16 protein-coding genes are annotated in these 17,816 nt (G+C 66.1%); 7 read left to right on the forward strand and 9 right to left on the reverse strand.

Annotation, left to right across the window (positions count from 1 at the left end):
* Positions 1-99 precede the first annotated feature (99 nt).
* Both SJY41_RS06060 and SJY41_RS06065 read right to left on the reverse strand, forming a co-directional pair.
* Positions 100-540: a DUF3617 domain-containing protein gene (locus SJY41_RS06060; RefSeq protein ID WP_380779957.1), complete on the reverse strand. Its 441-nt coding sequence runs from the start codon at positions 538-540 to the stop codon at positions 100-102.
* 222 nt (positions 541-762) lie between these two features.
* The gene (locus tag SJY41_RS06065) at positions 763-1,506 is read right to left on the reverse strand and encodes a dienelactone hydrolase family protein (protein WP_380779959.1); all 744 of its coding nucleotides are present in this window, start codon (positions 1,504-1,506) and stop codon (positions 763-765) included.
* Between the two features lie 286 nt (positions 1,507-1,792).
* Between SJY41_RS06065 and SJY41_RS06070 the strand changes: the two genes are divergently transcribed.
* The 4 genes from SJY41_RS06070 (at position 1,793) to SJY41_RS06085 (ending at position 6,936) form a co-directional block, all read left to right on the forward strand.
* Positions 1,793-2,650, forward strand: coding sequence for an oxygenase MpaB family protein (locus SJY41_RS06070; protein WP_380779961.1), 858 nt, complete (start codon positions 1,793-1,795; stop codon positions 2,648-2,650).
* 143 nt (positions 2,651-2,793) lie between these two features.
* Positions 2,794-3,888: an FUSC family protein gene (locus SJY41_RS06075; RefSeq protein WP_380779963.1), complete on the forward strand. Its 1,095-nt coding sequence runs from the start codon at positions 2,794-2,796 to the stop codon at positions 3,886-3,888.
* A gap of 137 nt (positions 3,889-4,025) precedes the next feature.
* Positions 4,026-6,473, forward strand: coding sequence for a S9 family peptidase (locus SJY41_RS06080; RefSeq protein ID WP_380779965.1), 2,448 nt, complete (start codon positions 4,026-4,028; stop codon positions 6,471-6,473).
* Between the two features lie 151 nt (positions 6,474-6,624).
* On the forward strand, positions 6,625-6,936 hold the full coding sequence (locus SJY41_RS06085) for a hypothetical protein (protein WP_380779967.1): 312 nt from the start codon (positions 6,625-6,627) through the stop codon (positions 6,934-6,936).
* A 100-nt stretch (positions 6,937-7,036) separates the two neighbouring features.
* Here SJY41_RS06085 and SJY41_RS06090 read toward each other — a convergent pair whose 3' ends face one another.
* From SJY41_RS06090 to SJY41_RS06100, 3 genes are read right to left on the reverse strand one after another with little or no spacing between them, the layout of a single operon-like run.
* Positions 7,037-8,485, reverse strand: a complete 1,449-nt coding sequence (locus SJY41_RS06090) for an aldehyde dehydrogenase family protein (protein ID WP_380779969.1) — start codon at positions 8,483-8,485, stop codon at positions 7,037-7,039.
* A gap of 25 nt (positions 8,486-8,510) precedes the next feature.
* Positions 8,511-9,047, reverse strand: coding sequence for a hypothetical protein (locus SJY41_RS06095; RefSeq protein WP_380779970.1), 537 nt, complete (start codon positions 9,045-9,047; stop codon positions 8,511-8,513).
* Between the two features lie 31 nt (positions 9,048-9,078).
* Positions 9,079-10,248, reverse strand: a complete 1,170-nt coding sequence (locus SJY41_RS06100) for an FAD-dependent monooxygenase (RefSeq protein ID WP_380779972.1) — start codon at positions 10,246-10,248, stop codon at positions 9,079-9,081.
* Positions 10,249-10,445: 197 nt separating this feature from the next.
* Between SJY41_RS06100 and SJY41_RS06105 the strand changes: the two genes are divergently transcribed.
* Positions 10,446-11,450, forward strand: coding sequence for a LacI family DNA-binding transcriptional regulator (locus SJY41_RS06105; RefSeq protein WP_380779974.1), 1,005 nt, complete (start codon positions 10,446-10,448; stop codon positions 11,448-11,450).
* On the opposite strand, the gene SJY41_RS06110 is transcribed toward SJY41_RS06105, so the two are convergent.
* Genes SJY41_RS06110 through SJY41_RS06125 form a run of 4 tightly spaced genes read right to left on the reverse strand, consistent with a single transcriptional unit; the run spans position 11,437 to position 15,251 of the window.
* On the reverse strand, positions 11,437-12,672 hold the full coding sequence (locus SJY41_RS06110; RefSeq protein ID WP_380779976.1) for a M24 family metallopeptidase: 1,236 nt from the start codon (positions 12,670-12,672) through the stop codon (positions 11,437-11,439). The genes SJY41_RS06105 and SJY41_RS06110 overlap by 14 nt on opposite strands.
* Positions 12,673-12,685: 13 nt before the next feature.
* Positions 12,686-13,213 carry a VOC family protein gene (locus tag SJY41_RS06115; protein WP_380779978.1) on the reverse strand — a complete coding sequence of 176 codons (528 nt, stop codon included), beginning with the start codon at positions 13,211-13,213 and terminating at the stop codon, positions 12,686-12,688.
* On the reverse strand, positions 13,210-13,899 hold the full coding sequence (locus tag SJY41_RS06120) for a hypothetical protein (protein ID WP_380779980.1): 690 nt from the start codon (positions 13,897-13,899) through the stop codon (positions 13,210-13,212). Before SJY41_RS06120 ends, SJY41_RS06115 begins: the two co-directional genes overlap by 4 nt.
* Complete coding sequence (locus SJY41_RS06125; protein ID WP_380779982.1) at positions 13,899-15,251, reverse strand: LLM class flavin-dependent oxidoreductase; 1,353 nt, start codon at positions 15,249-15,251, stop codon at positions 13,899-13,901. Before SJY41_RS06125 ends, SJY41_RS06120 begins: the two co-directional genes overlap by 1 nt.
* A gap of 156 nt (positions 15,252-15,407) precedes the next feature.
* On the opposite strand from SJY41_RS06125, the gene SJY41_RS06130 reads away from it, so the two are divergent.
* Together SJY41_RS06130 and SJY41_RS06135 are read left to right on the forward strand one after the other, a co-directional pair.
* Positions 15,408-16,799 carry an MFS transporter gene (locus SJY41_RS06130; RefSeq protein WP_380779984.1) on the forward strand — a complete coding sequence of 464 codons (1,392 nt, stop codon included), beginning with the start codon at positions 15,408-15,410 and terminating at the stop codon, positions 16,797-16,799.
* Positions 16,800-16,827: 28 nt separating this feature from the next.
* Positions 16,828-17,649 (forward strand): alpha/beta fold hydrolase, encoded by an 822-nt coding sequence (locus SJY41_RS06135; protein ID WP_380779985.1) that lies wholly within the window; start codon positions 16,828-16,830, stop codon positions 17,647-17,649.
* The last annotated feature ends 167 nt before the right edge of the window (positions 17,650-17,816 follow it).

The raw sequence follows: 17,816 nt of genomic DNA on the forward strand, positions 1-17,816 counted from the left end.
TGATGCTAGGGATGGATCGGGCAACCGATCCGGCCAGCGCCGGCCCGACCAAGGATGGGTTCTCGAGAAGTGAGGCGCGGTAGCGGCCCGACGAACCAGCTAGTCGCCGACCCGCGCGGCGCGCTGGTTCAGCACGATCTTCATCGCCCCCTTTGGCGTGATACCCGTGACGATTGCCTCGCCAACGAAACCCGTTCGATCATAGGTGCCGACGCGGGCGATATGCATCGGGTCACCACGTTTTTGCGGGCAGCTCAGGGCCTGCGCATAGCGACCGCCCGCAACTTTCTGGCTGTCCACGCGGCATTGCGCTTTCGGGTCCGGGATAAGCAGCGCTTCGATACCCTGTCCCAACGTCAGATGCTTTCGCTCCGCCTTCGATTTGCCGCGCATCATCCGAACGAGGAAGCCCGGGACCCCCGGGACGGTGAGTTCGACGACCGTGGACGTGACGTCCCAACGACCCGGCGGCAGTGCGGGGGCGCTCGCGGTAGCGGCCGAGGACGCGAGGATCAGCGCTAAGACAGGGTATATCGACATACCGCCGCTTACCGTCGTCGCTTGCCCGCTACCAGCGCGACATCGAATTTCCGACACCGTAGCGTGAACCCGAACGCTGCCTATACGCTATAATCGGTCCTGAAGCTGCTGTCCAAGGTCGGCACGTGACACGTCAGCGAAGCAGGTCGCGATAGCGGATGCCGCCCTTCTGCGGTGTTCGGCTAGTGCCTCAGTCCGGTCGAAACGCCGCTTCGTCACGCGTCATGACAGTGCGCTACGATAGAATGCCAGCGTCAGCGCCAGCGCTTGAAGGAACAGCGCGGGGTCGTATCGCGGGCCCTCGTCTCGCAGGAACGCGTGCTGCGCGTTCAGCTCATGCCACTCATAGGACGCACCGACCTCTTCCAGTCGCGCCCGCACGATCTCACGCCCGGCAAAGGGGACATGCGGATCCTGCCGCCCCCAGACGAACATCGTTTCGGCCTTCAACTCCGTCATGCGCGCCATGCTGTCGTCCGAACGCCCCTCTCCCAGCGTTCCCGAATGAATATCGGTTGGATAGAAGCAGGCTGCGGCGGAAACGCGCGGGTCGAGTGCCGCCCGGTATGCGAGATGACCGCCGAGGCACACGCCGAACGTCCCCAACCGGCCATTGCACGCCGAATGCTCGAGAAGCGCAGTCAGGCCCGCCCGCGCATCGGCGTCGTAGGCGGCGACGGGCTTTGTGAACTTCAGCGTGTTCCCCCGGTCCGTGCCAGCCGGGTCGTAGGCCAGGACCGTGCCGGCTGGCTCATATTCGTGATAGACCTCGGGCACGGCTACGAGATAGCCGTTTCCGGCAATCATCGCGGCCAGCCGACGGATCGGCGCCGTCACCTGGTAGATCTCGGAAAACAGCAGCACGCCCGGAAAGCGTCCTTCGCCTGCCGGCCGGAAGAGGTGCATTCGCATCGGGCCGCTGTCGGGGACGTCGACATCCTGTATCTCGTCGGCGTGCAGGATCATCGGCTCATCCTCTTGGTGGTGTCGGGCGGAATGCGCTTCCACCATAAGGATTATCGGGCGATCGGGAACCGATACCGATCACCATCTCGTTCGCGCGCGTGCGGGACAGACCTCGTGCTCGCATGCGGCGCTTCGATCTCCGCGAGAAACTCGGCGTCCGCAGTTCACTGCGGGTCTGGGCGATAGCAGCTGGCCCGACCCTTCGGAGGAAGCCCGCGTATAGCGCAACCTGTCGGTCGCCGAGCAGCCGCCGTTACCGAATGCGTAATCGCGCGTTCGTGACGCTATGATAGAGATCCCCGCATCGTTACGTGATCAGGCCAAGAGCGGTATCGTCGGACACGTCCGCGGGCTGTTCAACGATCGGGCACGCGGCGAAGAGCCCGTAAGCCGGAGCAGCAACGCGCTGTTTCCACCGGAATCAGAGATCTGGCGCGTGCATGGGGACGTGGCCAGCATGATGGTCGGCGGCGTTGCTGCCCTCCTGCTTCAGATGCTGCATCCCGCTGTCCTTGCCGGCGTGTGGGACCATTCGAACTTCCGCGCCGACATGCTGGGTCGGCTTCGTCGTACCGCACGGTTCATCGCCGTGACGACCTATGGCGACCGGGCCGATGCCGAAGCCGCCATCGCGCGTGTCCGTGCGATCCATGCGCGCATTGCCGGCACGCTTCCGGACGGCACGCCGTACCGCGCCGACGATCCCGCCCTCCTCGCATGGGTGCACGTCACCGAAGCATGGTGCTTTCTCGCGGCGTGGCAACGCTACGGCAGCCGCCGGCTCACCTCCGCGCAGCAGGACAGCTATTTTGCTGCATTCGCCGATATCGGACATTCTCTCGGCGCCAGTCCATTGCCGCGTGATCGGCGGACGACGCTGGACTATATGACGGCAATGCAACCGCAACTGGTTGCCGACACGCGGACGCGCGAAGTCGCCCAGCTCGTGCTGAACCAGGAGCCAGCAAATCCGCTCGCCATCCCGCTCCAGCGGTTCGTGATGCAAGCGGCGGTCGACCTTCTTCCGCCATGGGCGCGGCAGATGCATGGCTTGCAGGGGTCGCCCTCGCTGACGCGGCCGATCGTCACGTCCGGCACCCGGCAACTCGCCCGGACCTTGCGCTGGGCCTTCGCGGATCGATGACGGTCAGGCGAGTGCAGCGCCTTCTCGCACGCTACGCGACACGATCCTGCGTTCGAGGCAAGCAACCGCAGGCGATTTGCGGCCTCCGATCAAGACCGTGTCGCTACGGTGACGGGGTCCGCAAACTGCGGTAGCGATGGCGGGTGACCGGTTTCGCCATTTTTACCCCCGACATGCCCGCGCTGAAGCAGACGTTCCGCGTTGCCGTGGCCTGCGCCATAGCATTTGCCGCATACAAGTTGCTGGGCCTGCAACAGGGCTATTGGGCGGTGTTTACCGTGCTGATCGTCATGCAGGGCTCGCTTGGCGGGACGCTCGGCGCCGCGTTCGACCGCATGCTGGGTACGCTCGTCGGCGCAGGCCTGGGGGCACTCGGCGCGTTGATCCACGACGACGGTACGCTCGCGACCGGCGGCGCGCTGGTCGCCGCGACCGCGCTCGGCACCTATGTCGCGATGCTGCGGCCGCAACTGAAGGTCGCCCCCGTCACCGCGTCGATCATGATGCTGACGATGCCGCATGGCACGCCCATCGCCGACTTCGTCATCGATCGCGTCGTCGAGATCACGCTGGGCGGTGCCATCGGCGTCGCGGCGATGGCGCTCATCCTGCCGGCCTCGTCGCAGGCCATGGTTACACTTCGCGCCGCCGCGGCTCTCGACAAGATGCTGGACCTGATCGGTCGCATGGCGGACGCCGTCGCAACCGGCGAGACGACGTCGTTCGTCGTTCCCCTTGTCGAGTTGCGTCCCGCGCTCGCCGCAATCGAGCAGGCGCTTCGGGAAGCGGACCGCGAACATGCTGCACGGCTCTCGCGGCACGCCATTCCGGCTGCCGTTCCCCGCACCCTGTGGCGCATCCGCTCCGACATCGTGTTGGTCGCGCGCGCACTGGATCCGCCCTTCCCTCAACCGGTCCGCGTGTTGCTTGGCGAAGCGGCGGCCGACGTGCTGCGGCAGATCGGCAACGACATGGCCGCGTGCGGTACTGCATTGCGCACGCGCAGGGCAGTGGAACGCATCGATATCGCCGGATCACGTGGGGCCTTCTCCAGCGCCTTTGCATCGTTTCGGACGAGCGCAGAGGGAAACGCGCTTAGCCTCGACGTAGCAGGACGCGTCTTCGGTATCTCCTTTGCACTGGACGAACTGGTGCGTGACCTGCGCGACCTCGCGGTCCGCATCGACGAGATGAACAGCGCAGTTCTCCCGCCAAGTTCTTCCGCCAACGAGCGCTGAAGGTCGGGATGCCTTTAGAGGCACCGGCACGCCAATCGTCGAGGTCCGGGCTTTCGTCGTCGCTCTATCCATCATCGCCTAGCGCTCGATGCGAACGCATGCCAAACCGTGTCGGATACCAGAATAAGGGGTTACGAATGCGCGCCGGTGCCTGTCTGATCGCTCTCCTCCTAGCCACCACCGCGACGGCGCAAACGCCCGGCACCGCCTATCACCGTGCACCCGATGCCATCGCGAAAGCCCTGGAGACCCCGCCTACGCCTGGCGTCGCCGTCAGCCCCGACCATCGCACGCTGGCCATCTTCGGCCGCGAGAACCTGCCGTCGATCGCCAACCTGTCGAAGCCCATTCTCCGCCTGGGCGGGTATCGCATCGATCCCGCCACCAACGGTCAGGCCGAGGTTCGCGTACAGTGGCTGAACGCGCTCGGGTTCAAGGACGTGTCGAGCGGCAAGACGATTCAGGTCAAGCTACCCGCCGGTCTGCGCTTCGCTTCGCCCGATTGGTCGCCGGACGGCACCCGCCTCGCCTTCTACGCGCAGGAACCGCAGGGCCTGTCGCTGTGGATCGTCGATCGCGACGGCACTGCACGCTCGGTGTTGAAGGGGCTGAACGGTAGCTTCGGGACCCCATTCGCCTGGACGCCCGACAGCAAGTCGCTGATCGTCTATACCGTGCCCGACGATCGCGGCACCGCCCCGGAAGCGAGCGCAACCCCGGTGGGACCAGTCATACAGGAAAGCGCAGGACGCACGTCGGCGGCGCGCACCTACGAGGATCTGCTCGGCGATGCGCATGACGAAGCAGTGTTCGACTATTACTTCACCGGGCAACTCGTCCGGGTCGACCTTGCCGGTATGGCGCGCCCGATCGGGAAGCGCGGTCTGGTTACCGACTTCAGCGTGTCGCCCGACGGGCGCTACCTCCTGACGGAGCGGCTCAAGCGCCCCTATTCCTATCTGCTGCCGGCAAGCTTTTTCCCGACCGAAATCGCCGTTTCGACGATCGACGGCCAGCCGGTGAAGACACTGGTCGACCGGCCCCTCGCCGACGATCTTCCGGTAGACTTCGACGCCACCGTCAAGGGGCCGCGCGAGGCGGTGTGGCGGTCGGATGCGTCAGCGACGCTCGCATGGGCCGAGGCGCTCGACGGCGGTAACCCGCGCGCGAAGATCGCCTTCCACGACAAGGTGATGATGCAGGCTGCACCGTTCGATGCGCCGCCGGTCGAACTGGCGATGACGCCTGCCCGCTATGAGACCACGCTGTGGGGCGACGACGGCTTCGCGCTGGTCATCGATGGTGAATGGCGATCGCGTACCGAGCATCGCCTTGCCGTAGCGCCATCACGACCGGGCCAGGCGCGGACCGTGCTGACGCGCAACTATCAGGACCAGTACGGCGACCCCGGCCGTCCGATCGTCGAGGAGAATGCGGCCGGCAAGCCGGTAATGCGTTTCACGCCGAAGCACGACGGCGTCTACGTCACTGGCAACGGGGCGACAAAGGCGGGTGCATTCCCGTTCCTCGCCACGATGCCGTTGACGGGTAGCGAACAGACCCGGCTATGGACGGCCAAGCCACCCTATTACGAGACGGTCGTCGCGCTGCTCGACGCCAATGGCGGTCGTATCCTGACGCGGCGCGAAAGCGCGAAGCTCGCGCCGAATTATATGGTCCGCAGCGTCAAGGGCGGCAGCGCCAAGCCCGTTACCGCCTTCGCCGATCCCGCCCCGGTCTTCGCCGGCGTGACGCAGCGCACGATCACCTATGCCCGCGCCGATGGCCTGCCCCTGTCCGGCTCGCTCTATCTGCCCGCGGGCTATGATGCGAAGCGCGATGGCCCGTTGCCGACCTTGCTCTGGGCCTATCCCGGCGAGTTCACCGATGCGAAGGTCGCAGGCCAGACCGTCGACCAGGGCAACCGCTTCGTCCGTCCGCGCGGTATCAGCCACCTGTTCCTGCTGACGCAGGGCTACGCGATCCTCGACAACCCGGCGATGCCGATCATTGGCGAAGGTGGCGCGGAGGCCAACGACACCTACATCAAGCAGCTCCAGGAGGATGCGCAGGCCGCGGTCGATGCCGTGGTCAAGCTCGGCGTGGGCGATCGCTCGCGGATGGCGGTCGGCGGACACAGTTATGGCGCCTTCATGACCGCCAACCTGCTTGCGCATACCGACCTGTTCCGTGCCGGCATCGCCCGGTCAGGTGCGTATAATCGCACGCTGACGCCGTTCGGATTCCAGGCGGAGCAGCGCACCTACTGGCAGGCGACGCCGACCTACACGGAGATGAGCCCGTTCACCTACGCGGACCGGATCAAGGCGCCTATCCTGCTGATTCACGGCGGTGCGGACGACAATAGCGGGACCTTCCCGATCCAGTCCGAGCGGATGTACGCGGCGCTGAAGGGCAATGGTGCAACGGTACGCTACGTCGTCCTGCCCAACGAGCCGCACGGCTATCGCGCGCTGGAGTCGACCGAAGAGACGCTGTGGCAGATGACCGACTGGCTGGATCGCTACGTCAAGCCAAAGCAGCTGGCGGCAGCGACGGACGCCACTACGGCAGTAACGAAGTGATCGACCCTTATCGTCGCGCTCGAAGCGCGAGGATTTGAACATTGCCAGAGATCGCTGGTTCTCGTTGTGAACGATCCGAGCATTGTGGCCCCTTGGCCTGCCGGGTCATTCAAACTTGCGGCACACGCGCAGACATGATCGGAAGAGGCATATGACCACCGCCTACGATAAGCAGAAACGACTTCATCACGACGTCACGAACGTCGGACTCCGTGCTCAGGCGACCGCCGTGGGACTGATACAGCTTTGTATCGAACTGCGCGATGCCGGCATGGTGAGTGAGGATGCGATTACCCGGATCAAAGGTGCAATCGGCGATGAGCTGGCAATCGGCCCGTATCGACGGACCGCGTCACGCGAACAACGGAGCGAAATCGACGACAGACTGAACCGGCTGTTCGCTGGCGAGCAGAAAGTGGGGTCGGCGGAGTCGTTGTCGTTCGTTACCGAAACCGACGATTAGAAATCCATCGCCCGCCGCCCGGACGATCTGAGCTGGGTCGTTCTTGCGGAGATTAGATGCGCCCCGCATTGGCCCTTCCTCCGGGTTGCTGGACCGCCAACTATCGTTTGAGACCACCAGGCATCATGACCGTGATCACCTGGAGCCGCATCGTGCCCTTTATCCCGTGGTCGGCGTAATCGACCCCCATGCCCGACTGTTTGATCAACGGAAACGGCACGGCCGGGTCGAACGCGGCGTGACGGTTGACGGCCGCCGAACCGACGATCAGGCGGCCAGCCAAGGCTTCGCCTGCCTCCAGATCGGACATCCAGATCGAAGCGGTAAGGCCGTAAGCGCCGGCATTGATCCGATCGATGACGCCATCGATATCGTCATATCCGATCACGGGTATGATCGGCCCGAACTGCTCTTCGTCGACCAGCCGTGATCCGTCGGTCAGCCCCGTCACCACCGTCGGCGGGAAGAAATATCCGGGACGATCGAGCGGCGCACCACCGCTGACCATGACCCCACCGTCGCCGCGAGCATTCTCGGCGATCGCGCAGACCTTGTCGAACTGCGCCTTGTTCTGGATCGGACCCAGCGTCGCGCCGGGCTCGAAACCATTGCCGATGACATAGGCGTTGGCGGCCGCGGCGAGACGCTCGGCGACCACATCGACCTTGTCGAACGGCACGTAGATGCGCTTGATTGCCGCGCAATATTGCCCGCAATTGCTGAAGCCCGTCATCGCAGCCGCCGTAACCAGATCGTCGATCGAGCCGTCGGGCAACAGGATCGCCGCGTCGTTGCCGCCGAGTTCCAGCGTCACCGGGCGCAGGAATTCAGCCGACGTCCTGGCGATCGCGATTCCGGTCGGGGTCGAGCCGGTGAACGACACCTTGTCGAAGCCCGGGTGCCCGACCATCGCCGCGCCGGTCGCCCTGCCGCCGCTGATCACGTTCAGCACGCCCGGCGGCAGCATCCCGAGGCTGATGCGGCCAAGTTCCAGCGTGCTGAGCGGAGTCAGTTCGGACGGTTTGAGGACGATCGTGTTGCCGGCGATCAGCGCGGTCACGACCTTGACCATGCCGAGCAGCAGTGGCCCGTTCCACGGCGCGATCGCCGCGACCACGCCGAGCGGATGCCAGCGCTCGACCACTTTCCGCGCTGGCTCCTCGATCAGGGTCCGGTCGACGACCCGGAACCGCGACATGATCCGGATCCGCTCGGCGGTGGTCCGAACGAACAATCCGGACTGCGCGAACGGCATGCCCTGTTCCATCGTGTGCAACGTGGACAGCCACTCGCTCTCCCGGTCGATCGCGTCGGCGAACGCCTGGAGTTGCCGGGCACGCTCGTCCCAACCAAGCGCCGCCCAGCCAGGCTGGGCGCGCCGCGCCGCCGCGACCGCCGCGTCCAGGTCCGCGGCGGTCGCGACCGGCGCTCGCTGGAACGCGGCGCCGGTCGACGGATCGATGACATCCTCGAACAGCGTTGCGACGCGGGCGCCGTCGATGGTCTGCAGGAACGTCGCTTGCGCGGCGCGGTCGATCAGATGCTGCAAGGTCGGGCTCCGGTATCGAACGAGGTCAGGGTTTTGGTGGCGCGCGCAACGGAATGGCGCGCGGGTTCGGGTCCATCAGGATGTCCATCGCCACGCAGGTCGGCTTCACCTTCGACGGCGCACAGCCCGAGCGGTGGCCGCGACCGGTCCAGTCCTCGGCGAGGATCGCTTCGCCGGGCTTCAGGTTCAGCGTGCGGCCGTCGCCAAGGTCGAAGAACATCTCGCCCTGAAGCGGGATGATCAGATGCCGGTATTCGACCGCGCCGTGCCATTCGAAGATCGAACCCTGCACGCCGCGACCGATCGTGATCTGGTGCGGGTCCTTGATGTTGAAATAGGTCTGCAGCGACGAACCGGCCTTCGCTATCGTCTCCTGCGATGGAATCGAGATCTCCTCGAGATAGCTCTTGCCGTCGCTGGCCGCGTACGCGTGATAGATCTTCAGCGCGTGCAGATCGTCCCATGTCAGCAAGGAATCCGCGGCGTTCGCCGATGCGCTCGGCAGGAACGCTGCTGCCGCTGCGAGCAACCCGACGATCTTGGTCCTGAATCTTCTCGCCATCATGTCGATCCTTTTGGGTGGGGGAAGAGCGTCACGCGGCGACCGGCAGTTCGGCGGTCAGCGCGTCATAGGGTTTGCGGCTTTCGCGATCTTCGGCGGCAATCTCGGGTGCGCCACCGGGCCCGGCGTCGAACGTCTCGCCCTGCCGTCGCGATTCGAGGAGGATGGCGTTGGCGCGGTCGCGGCGCGCGCGCTCGTATAGCTTGAGCGCGGCCTGCGGTGCCGCGCCGGTCGCGAACGCCCGCCCGAGGACGATCGCGTCCTCGATCGCGAGCGCTGCGCCGAACCCTAAGAACGGCAGCACCGCATGCGCTGAATCCCCGAGCAACCCGACGCGGCCGTCGGTCCAGACGTCAAGCGGATCGCGGTCGTACAAGGCCCAGCGCGCGGTCCGCTCGAGCGGCGCGCACGACGCGAGCCCGACGACGTTGGCGTTCCAGCCCTCGAACAGCGCCAGCAATTCCCCGCGCGTGGCCTGCGCGGACCAGTCCTCGTCCTCGATCTCCGGGGCATGCGCGAAGGCGACGCAGTTCACGACGCTGCCCTTGCGGATCATGTACCGCGCCAACGCGACACGCGAGCCGACATAGATGCCGGCCGTCCATTCGCCCATGAACGGTGCGGCATCCTCGATCGGCACGAGGAACCGGTACGCGACGCGGCCGGTCTTGCGCGGCTCGCCGGCGCCGAGCATCTGCGTCCGCACGGTCGATCGCAGGCCATCGCAGCCGAGCAGCGCCTGCCCGGTGAAGCGACGCCCGTCGGCGAGCAGGATCGTCGCGTCGTCAGCGGTCTGTTCGAACCCGACGACCGCGGAGTCGAGCTGGATCGCGTCGCGGTCGTTGGCGTCGACCGCCGCCCTGAGCACCGCGAACAGATCGGCACGATGCAGCATGTTGACGTCGACCAGGTCGGCTGCGCTCCAGTTGCGCCGCGCGAACGCACCGCCGAGGACGTCGCCGGTCCGGTAGTCGAACGCGGCCGAGGCCTGCGGACGATCGGATACGGCGGTCAGCGCCTCCTCGAGCCCGAGCGAATACAGGCTGCGGCTCGCGGTCGCGCCAAGCGCTATGCCCGCGCCGACGTCACCGACGGTGGCGGTGCGTTCGAACAGCCGGACGCGAAATCCATGCCGCTGCAACGCCAGCGCCGCGGCGAGGCCGCCGATCCCGGCACCGGCAATGAGAATGGGAGAAGGCATCGAACGGCATCCCGATTGATCGCGTGGTGCCACGATGTGCAACGATCGTGCACGCGGTTGCATGAACGGTCTTCGGTCTATTCGTCAGGCGATCATGGCCTGTGCGCGCGTCAGCTGTGGTCTTTCGTCAGCGAGCTTTGTGCAATAGTGTGCAAGCGCCAGCCTGCTGCGATGCCACCAATTTCGGACTTCCGACCATGACCCATCCCCTGCCCCGCCGGATCACTTCCAGCGACGTCGCGCAATTGGCGCAGGTATCGCGGTCGGCCGTCTCGCGGACCTTCACCGCCGGTGCGAGCGTCGCGCCGCACACGCGCCAGCGCGTCCTCGCCGCCGCCGCCGAGCTTGGCTATCGCCCCGCCAGCGCCCGAGCCGATCGCCCCGTGGCGGTCGTCATGGCCAACGTCCTGAGCCCGTATTTCGCCGAACTGAGCGATCGGCTCGGCGCGGAGCTTGCCGGTAGAGGCCTGCGCACGCTGTTCTTCATCTCGTCCGATCCGGCCCGGATCGACGACCTGGTCCGGAATGCCATCGCGGCGGATGCGGGCGGCATCATCCTGTTCTCCGCCGTTCCCTCGCGCGTGGTGCTGGCGGAGGCGCGATCGAACGACCTTCCGATCGTGATCCTCGACCGCAACGAGCGGGTCGAGAATGCGAGCCTGGTCTGGATCGACAGTGCCGAGATCGGTCGCACGGTCGCAACGCGCATGCTCGCGGAGGGACGCCGACGCCCCGCCGTAATCGCCACCGCGTCGGATCGATCGCGCGAACTTAAAGCCTTCGCGGATACGATGAACGCCGCAGGCACGGGACCGTGCCGCTGGATCGATACGGGGTGGAGCTACGCCGACGGCGTGGAAGCCGCGGCACGCATGCTGGCAGGCGAGGACGTGCCGGACGCCGTATTCGCCGCGTCGGACGCAGTGGCGATCGGCGTGCTCGACGGTATTCGCCGTGACAGCCGCCTGACCGTCCCAGGCGACATGTCGATCATCGGCTTCGGCGACACCGCGCCGTCGAACTGGCTGTCGCACCAGTTGTCGACCGTCCATATTCCCGTCGTCGCCCTGATCCAGACCGCGGTGTCGACGCTAATGGCGCGCATGGCGTCGACGGGAACGCCTGCGCCACGGATCTGGCTGAGCTGCGATCTTGTCGAACGCGGCACCAGCCTGGGACTTGACGACGCTATATCTGGATGAACGGCGCGTCGCGTTCGTTGAGCGGTTCGCAACCGTCTGCGGTGATCAGCCAGAGGTCTTCGAGATGGACGTTGCCGGACGCGTCGGCCTGCAACGCGGGACAGTCGACGCTGATCACCATGTTCGCCTCCAGCACGTGATCCGCCTTGGCAAAGTTCAACGAGTTGTCGCGGAAGGCCTCGTCGGTGTGGAACAGGCCAACGCTATGCGCCGAACAGGCGATCAGGACGTCGAGCCCCGCCTTCGCGACCGCCTCCCGGCCGATGCGCGTGATCTCGGAATAGCGCAGACCCGGTTTTAGCGCCTTTGCGACCGCCTCGTTGGCGGTAATCGCCGCATCGAGTGCGCGGCGGACGGCGGGGTCGGGCGTGCCGACGAACACGGTGCGCCCGTAATCACCGTGATAGCCCGCATACTGGCTGACCGCGTCGATCTGGAACGAGCGGCCGGCGCGGATGATACCGTCGCGCTGGCGGACCGGCATGCTGTCGGTCGAGATGAACAGCGGTACGCCGCCCCGCGCACCGGTTTCGGCGAAGAACGCCCGGCGCAGATCGTCGAAGCTTCGGCCGACCGCCATCGATTCGACCGCGGTGCGCGCCGCCTGCGCGTTGTTCTGCGCGGCATGGCGCATCAGCAGGATCTCTGCCGGCGTCTTGACCATGCGGATCCGCCGCAGCAGCGGATCGGCGGGGCGATACGCGAAGTCGTCGCCGAAGAAGGATTGCGGAATGGAGGAATCGACCGCCACCAGCCCCTCGATCGCGGCATCGTGCAACGCCGCACGGAGCGCCCGTTTGACGTCCGGATGTGCCGGGTATGTCGCCAGCTGCCGCTCGGTGGATGCGCGCGTGATCAGATCGAACGGATCCGGCGTGCCCCCCTCGGCGCTCGCGAAAAAGATCGGCGGGGCGGCGGTATCGCCCTCCAGGCCGTCGGGCGCGGTATAAAGCGCGATGCGCAACGGGCATGTCGCCGGCGTATCCTCCAGATCATAGAGGTAATGCATGAACTGGCTGGTCACTAGGACGACCGGTGCAGAGCGATCGCGGGGGACGATGGCCAGCGATACGCCGAGCTGGCCCATCGCTACGGTCTGCGGCCAGAAGCCCGTCGCGTAATAGACGTTGGTCGGATCGGCGAGGATAATCGCCGAAACGCCGGAATTGTCCATCACGCGCTGGGCACGGTCGCGATCGATCAACGGAATAGGCATGGCCATGCGATACTTCCTTTCAGGCGGTCGTGCCGCGGACGTCCGGGGCGCCGCCCTCGACGCCGGTAAGATCTTGTTCTGCGGGATCGGTCTCGACCAGGTTGAGCAGCACGCCGTCGGGGTCACGCAGGCACACTTCGCGCTGGGCGCGGTGCGCCATCCGGAACATCTCGGGCTCGGGTGACCAGCTCGCGCCGGCAGCGCGCAGCGCGGCGAGGACCGGGTCGAGCGCGCGGACGTAGAAAACCAGCGCGACCTCGCCGATCCTCGCCGGACCTTCGGCCATCGGCACGACGTCGGGATGAAGCGCAGGATCGATCAGGAACAGTCCGATCATGCCGAAATTGGGACCGCCACTCTTCACGATTTGCACGCTCAGCGGCCCATGTTCGGCGAAACCAAGGATCGTCGACGCCGAGGAGTCCGAGATCACGCCTTCATAATAGATCCGGTCGAACCCGAGTGCTGCATAGAACGCCGCGGCGGGCTTCAGGTCGCGGACGAAGATCGTGCCGCGGATGAGCGACGAAACGGACGGTAGGATCATGCCGAAAGCTCCTGGAACGCGGTCAGTTCGTAGGTGGTCGGCACCAGAGCCCATCGCATGCGCAGGAACAGGTGGTCGCCGCCCCGCACCCACAGGTCTGCGGCCGGCCAGTCCTCACGCCAGCGCACCGCATAGCGACGCGCGTCGAAGCGGCCGGCGATCACGGAAATGGTTTCCTCGCCGATATAGGCCACCTCGATCCGCACCGGCACGGCGCGACATGCCTCGTCGCCATTGGGGGATACCGAGTTGGTGACCGCATCGATGCCGACGAACCGGCCCGGATCGTCGGTGCCGCGGACTGCCGTGATCAGTGCGTCGCCCTGCAGCGGATGGAGCCCGAGATAGGGCAACCGGCTTTGGGTGAAGAGATGCAGTTCGTTGCTCGACTGCTGACCGATGCGGGCCGTGACGCGAACCGATTCCGCGCCGACGTCGAACCACATCGCCGCCAGCGGCTGGCCGTTTTTGACAATGCGGCAAAAGCCGTCGTTCGGCCGCCAATCCGCATCCATCGCCAGCGTCACGTCGCGCAACAACGCCTCGTCATCGATCTCGCACAGCGCGCGAAGGACATGACCACCGGGATGGTGAAGTATCTCGAACCGCTCGCGCCCGGTCTCGCGGCCATCCGCGGCAAGATAGGCGATCCTGCCGCTGACGCCGCCGGTGCGAGGCCCGTCCATCACCAGATTTCCGGCTCTGCACGGAGCGACGGGTCGATCTCGTACTGATTGTCCGGACGCGACAGGCCGAGATTGCCTCGCAGCGTGTCCGACTCATAGTCGGTCCGGAACAGGCCTCGCTCCTGAAGGATCGGCACGACCTGGTCGACGAAATCCTCCAGCCCGCCCGGCAGGAAGGGGGCGGCGATGACGAAGCCGTCGGCCGCACCCTCGGCTTCCCATTTCTGCAGTTCGTCGGCGACATCTGACGCCGTGCCGACGATCGTCCGGCTGGTGCGCCCCGCCGCGACCCGACGCGCGAGTTCGGCGACCGGCAAGTTCTCGTTCCGGCTCAGTTCCAGCACGCGGTCGCGCGTCGAATTCTCGCCTTGCAGCGCGGCCTCCGGAAGCGGCGGCAATGGCGCGCCGGGATCGGCGTTCGACAGGTCGATATTGCCGAGGAGCGCGCCGAGTTTCGAAATCGCGATCTCGGCCGGGATCAGTCCGTCGAGCTCGCGCTGCAGCGCAGCAGCGTCCTCGCGCGTACGGCCGATCACCGGCGTCACCGCCGGCATGATCTTCAGCATGTCCGGCGTCCGGCCAAAGGCGCCGAGTTGCGCATGCATGTTCGCACGGAACGCGCGCGCCGTCTCGATGCTCGGATGCGAAGTGAAGATCACTTCGGCGCAACTGGCTGCGAAATTCTGGCCGGTGGCCGACGCGCCTGCCTGGACCAGCACGGGATGCCCCTGCGGCGAGCGCGGCACGGTCAGCGGACCGGCGACACGGAAATGGGCGCCGTCATGGTTTACGGCCGAAATACGCGCGGGATCGGTGTAGCGGCCGCTCGCCTTGTCCGCGGCGACTGCGCCGTCCTGCCAGCTGTCCCACAATTTGCGCGCGACATCGACGAACTCAGCGGCACGTTCGTAGCGCACGCCGTGCGCCAGATGCGCCTCGCGGCCATAATTATGCGCCTCGTTCTCCATCGTCGAGGTGACGATGTTCCAGCCTGCCCGACCGTGGCTGAGATGATCGAGCGTCGCGAACCGGCGAGCCAGATCGTACGGCTCGTTATAGGTCGTGGAGGCGGTGCCGATCAGCCCGAGCTTGCTCGTCGTTGCAGCGATCACCGACAACAACAGCAGAGGATCGAGTTTGGGAGTCTCCATCCCCGCGAACACCGATGCACCCTTCACCGGATGATAGCCGACGTAATCCGCGAGGAAGACCGCATCGAACAGGCCGCGCTCCGCGACCCGGCCAAGCGCGGTGAAATAGTCGATGTCGGTCAGCGCGTCGGTCGCTGCGCGAGGGTGCCGCCAGCCGGCGATATGGCCGCCGGTCTGCATCAGGAAAGCAAGCAACTTCATCGGAGTGTCCCTACGCCGGCCATGTCGTGCGCCGGTCTAACCGCCATGTCCGGCATCACGGTGCCCACGCCTCGACTATCCGACTGGCGACCAGATCGCGGGCGCGACGCGTCCGGGCACGCACCTGCGTCAAGATGGCGGCAACAGGAGTTCTGCATGGCGCATCCCTTCCCTTCCGTTCCGTCCGGCACCCAGGTCCCGCTGCCCACCACAGGTCATGATGGCAATGGCGGTGCCGCGGCGTGGTTCGCGGTCGTCATCCTGTGTATCGCGCAGATCGTGTCGACGATCGACCGCGGCATGCTGGCGCTGGTGATCGATCCAGTCCGTGCCGACCTGTCGATCAGCGAAATCCAGATCGCGCTGTTGCAGGGGTTCGCCTTCTCGGTGTTCTACGTGACGATCGGCCTGCCGCTCGGCGCGGTCGCCGACGTCGTCAATCGGCGCCGGTTGCTGATTGGCGGGATCATCGTCTGGAGCGCCGCGACGATCGGCGGCGGTCTCGCGCAGGATTTCGGCCACATGTTCGCCTCCCGCGTGTTCATCGGCGTCGGTGAAGCCGTGCTCGGCCCATGCGCGGTGACGATGATCGGCGACATGTTCGCGCCCAGCCGTCGCGGTCGACCGATCGCGGTGTACGTACTCGGATCGATGGTCGCCTACGGAGTCGGCTCGCTGGTGAGCGGCTATATCCTCCAGATCGCGCCGACCGGTGTGTTGAATGGCGTGCCGTTCCTCGCCGACCTCGCACCCTGGCGGATCGTCTTCGTGCTGGTCGGCAGTTTCGGCTTCGTCATCGCGTGCCTGCTGGCGCTGCTGCGCGAACCACCGCGCCGCGGCAGCGTGCCGGGCGTCAAGGGCAAGACCGCGTTCCGCGCGTCGCTGCGTCATTTCATCGACCAGCGCGGCGTGTTCCTGCCGCTGTACGGGATGCTCGCGTTGTTCGCGATGGGTGGATCGGCGGCGACCGGCTGGGGCGCAGTGTTGCTGACCCGCTCGTTCGGGTTCCAGATCGGCGCCGCCGGCAAGGGTCTCGGCGTCGGACAAATCACCTGGGCGATCGTCGGCGCGCTGGTCGCCAGTATTCTCGTCGACCGCGTTTCGCGGGAGGCGGGCGCCGCGGGCAAGGTCAAGCTTGCCGCCGCCCTGTGCCTGGCCGCGATCCCCGCGACGATCGCGGGACTCGTGAACAACGGCACGTTCGCGGTCATCCTGCTGTCCGAGATCATGTTCGCGAGCGCCGTGTTCGGCACCACCATGCTGTCCGTCATCTCGCAGATCACGCCTCCCGGCGCGCGCGGCCTCGCGGTCGCGCTCTATGCGTTCGTGATGACGATGATCGGCGGATCGCTCGGTCCGCTCGCAGTCGCCTATCTGACGCAGCACGTGTTCGGCGCGCCGGAAGCGGTCGGTCAGTCGATGGCGATCGTCGGTGTCGCATCGCTCGGCGCGGCGACGTTGCTCGGCGTGCTCACCCTGCGCCGGATGCGAACCGACGGCGTCGCCGCTGCCTGGCTCGCCGCCGAAACCCAGCCTTCCGTCGCCTGACCGCGGCACATTGAGAAAGACCAGACCCATGAACGGTATCAAGCGTGCCTACGCGGACTCGCGGTACGGCCAGGTGCATTACCGGATCGTGACGCCGGCCGCGCCGACCTCGGCAATCCCCTTGCTGTGCCTGCACCAGACGCCAGGCAACGGCGGTGACTGGGCGCCCGTATTGCCAGCGCTCGGCGAGACGCGGATCGTCATCGCCGCCGACACGCCGGGGTACGGTATGAGCTCGCCGCCGCCAGAACCGGCGCGGATCGAGGATTTCGCCGGCGTGATGACGCAGCTGATGGACGATCTGGCGGCACGCGGCACGGTTCCCGCTGGGCCGTTCGACGTCATCGGCTATCACACCGGATCGCTGATCGCGACCGAACTGGCAAAGACGCTGCCGGATCGCGTGCGGCGTGCGGTGCTGTTCGGGCTTGCCGCCTACCCCGCCGAGGCGCGCGCGGAAAAGCTCGCCCGGTTGCGCGACAACTTCCCCGTTCCCGAACGCAATCTCAACCACGTGCACAAGCTTTGGGACATCATGCAGTCGCTGATGGACCCGCGCATGAGTGCCGAGGAGATGCATGTCGGCATGGCGGAGTGCCTGCGCTTGGGCACGCGCATGCCGTGGGCCTATATCTCGGTGTACAAATACGACTTCCTCGCCGCGATGGAGGCGGTCGCGCAGCCGGTGCTGGTGATGAACCCGGAAGACGATCTTTGGGACGTCACCCGCGCCACCGCCGAACGGTTCCCGGCAGGACGTCGCTACGACATGCCCGGCGTTCGTCACGGCGTACTATCGATCGAGCATGATCGCGTGGTCGGCGAGATCACGAAATTCCTCGACTCATGACGGCTGCTTTCGCCACGGACTATCTGCGTGGCGGACACACCCGCGAACCGCGTGGCGAGTAGCGGGCAAAATCCGCATCCCGTCATCATGGCGCTGCAGTCAGCTTAAGCTGAGGGCGCTTGAAACGTCACAGTTCGCAGGAACCCCCGATCGCTGATGGCTCCTAA

This window comes from Sphingomonas sp. R86520 (assembly GCF_042466285.1).
GTDB lineage: Bacteria > Pseudomonadota > Alphaproteobacteria > Sphingomonadales > Sphingomonadaceae > Sphingomonas.

Coding starts and splice junctions, on each gene's coding strand:
- SJY41_RS06060 (WP_380779957.1), bottom strand. CDS start 540: ATGTCGATATACCCTGTCTTAGCGCTGATCCTCGCGTCCTCGGCCGCT.
- SJY41_RS06065 (WP_380779959.1), bottom strand. CDS start 1,506: ATGATCCTGCACGCCGACGAGATACAGGATGTCGACGTCCCCGACAGC.
- SJY41_RS06070 (WP_380779961.1), top strand. CDS start 1,793: ATGATAGAGATCCCCGCATCGTTACGTGATCAGGCCAAGAGCGGTATC.
- SJY41_RS06080 (WP_380779965.1), top strand. CDS start 4,026: ATGCGCGCCGGTGCCTGTCTGATCGCTCTCCTCCTAGCCACCACCGCG.
- SJY41_RS06085 (WP_380779967.1), top strand. CDS start 6,625: ATGACCACCGCCTACGATAAGCAGAAACGACTTCATCACGACGTCACG.
- SJY41_RS06095 (WP_380779970.1), bottom strand. CDS start 9,047: ATGGCGAGAAGATTCAGGACCAAGATCGTCGGGTTGCTCGCAGCGGCA.
- SJY41_RS06100 (WP_380779972.1), bottom strand. CDS start 10,248: ATGCCTTCTCCCATTCTCATTGCCGGTGCCGGGATCGGCGGCCTCGCC.
- SJY41_RS06105 (WP_380779974.1), top strand. CDS start 10,446: ATGACCCATCCCCTGCCCCGCCGGATCACTTCCAGCGACGTCGCGCAA.
- SJY41_RS06110 (WP_380779976.1), bottom strand. CDS start 12,672: ATGGCCATGCCTATTCCGTTGATCGATCGCGACCGTGCCCAGCGCGTG.
- SJY41_RS06115 (WP_380779978.1), bottom strand. CDS start 13,213: ATGATCCTACCGTCCGTTTCGTCGCTCATCCGCGGCACGATCTTCGTC.
- SJY41_RS06120 (WP_380779980.1), bottom strand. CDS start 13,899: ATGGACGGGCCTCGCACCGGCGGCGTCAGCGGCAGGATCGCCTATCTT.
- SJY41_RS06125 (WP_380779982.1), bottom strand. CDS start 15,251: ATGAAGTTGCTTGCTTTCCTGATGCAGACCGGCGGCCATATCGCCGGC.
- SJY41_RS06130 (WP_380779984.1), top strand. CDS start 15,408: ATGGCGCATCCCTTCCCTTCCGTTCCGTCCGGCACCCAGGTCCCGCTG.
- SJY41_RS06135 (WP_380779985.1), top strand. CDS start 16,828: ATGAACGGTATCAAGCGTGCCTACGCGGACTCGCGGTACGGCCAGGTG.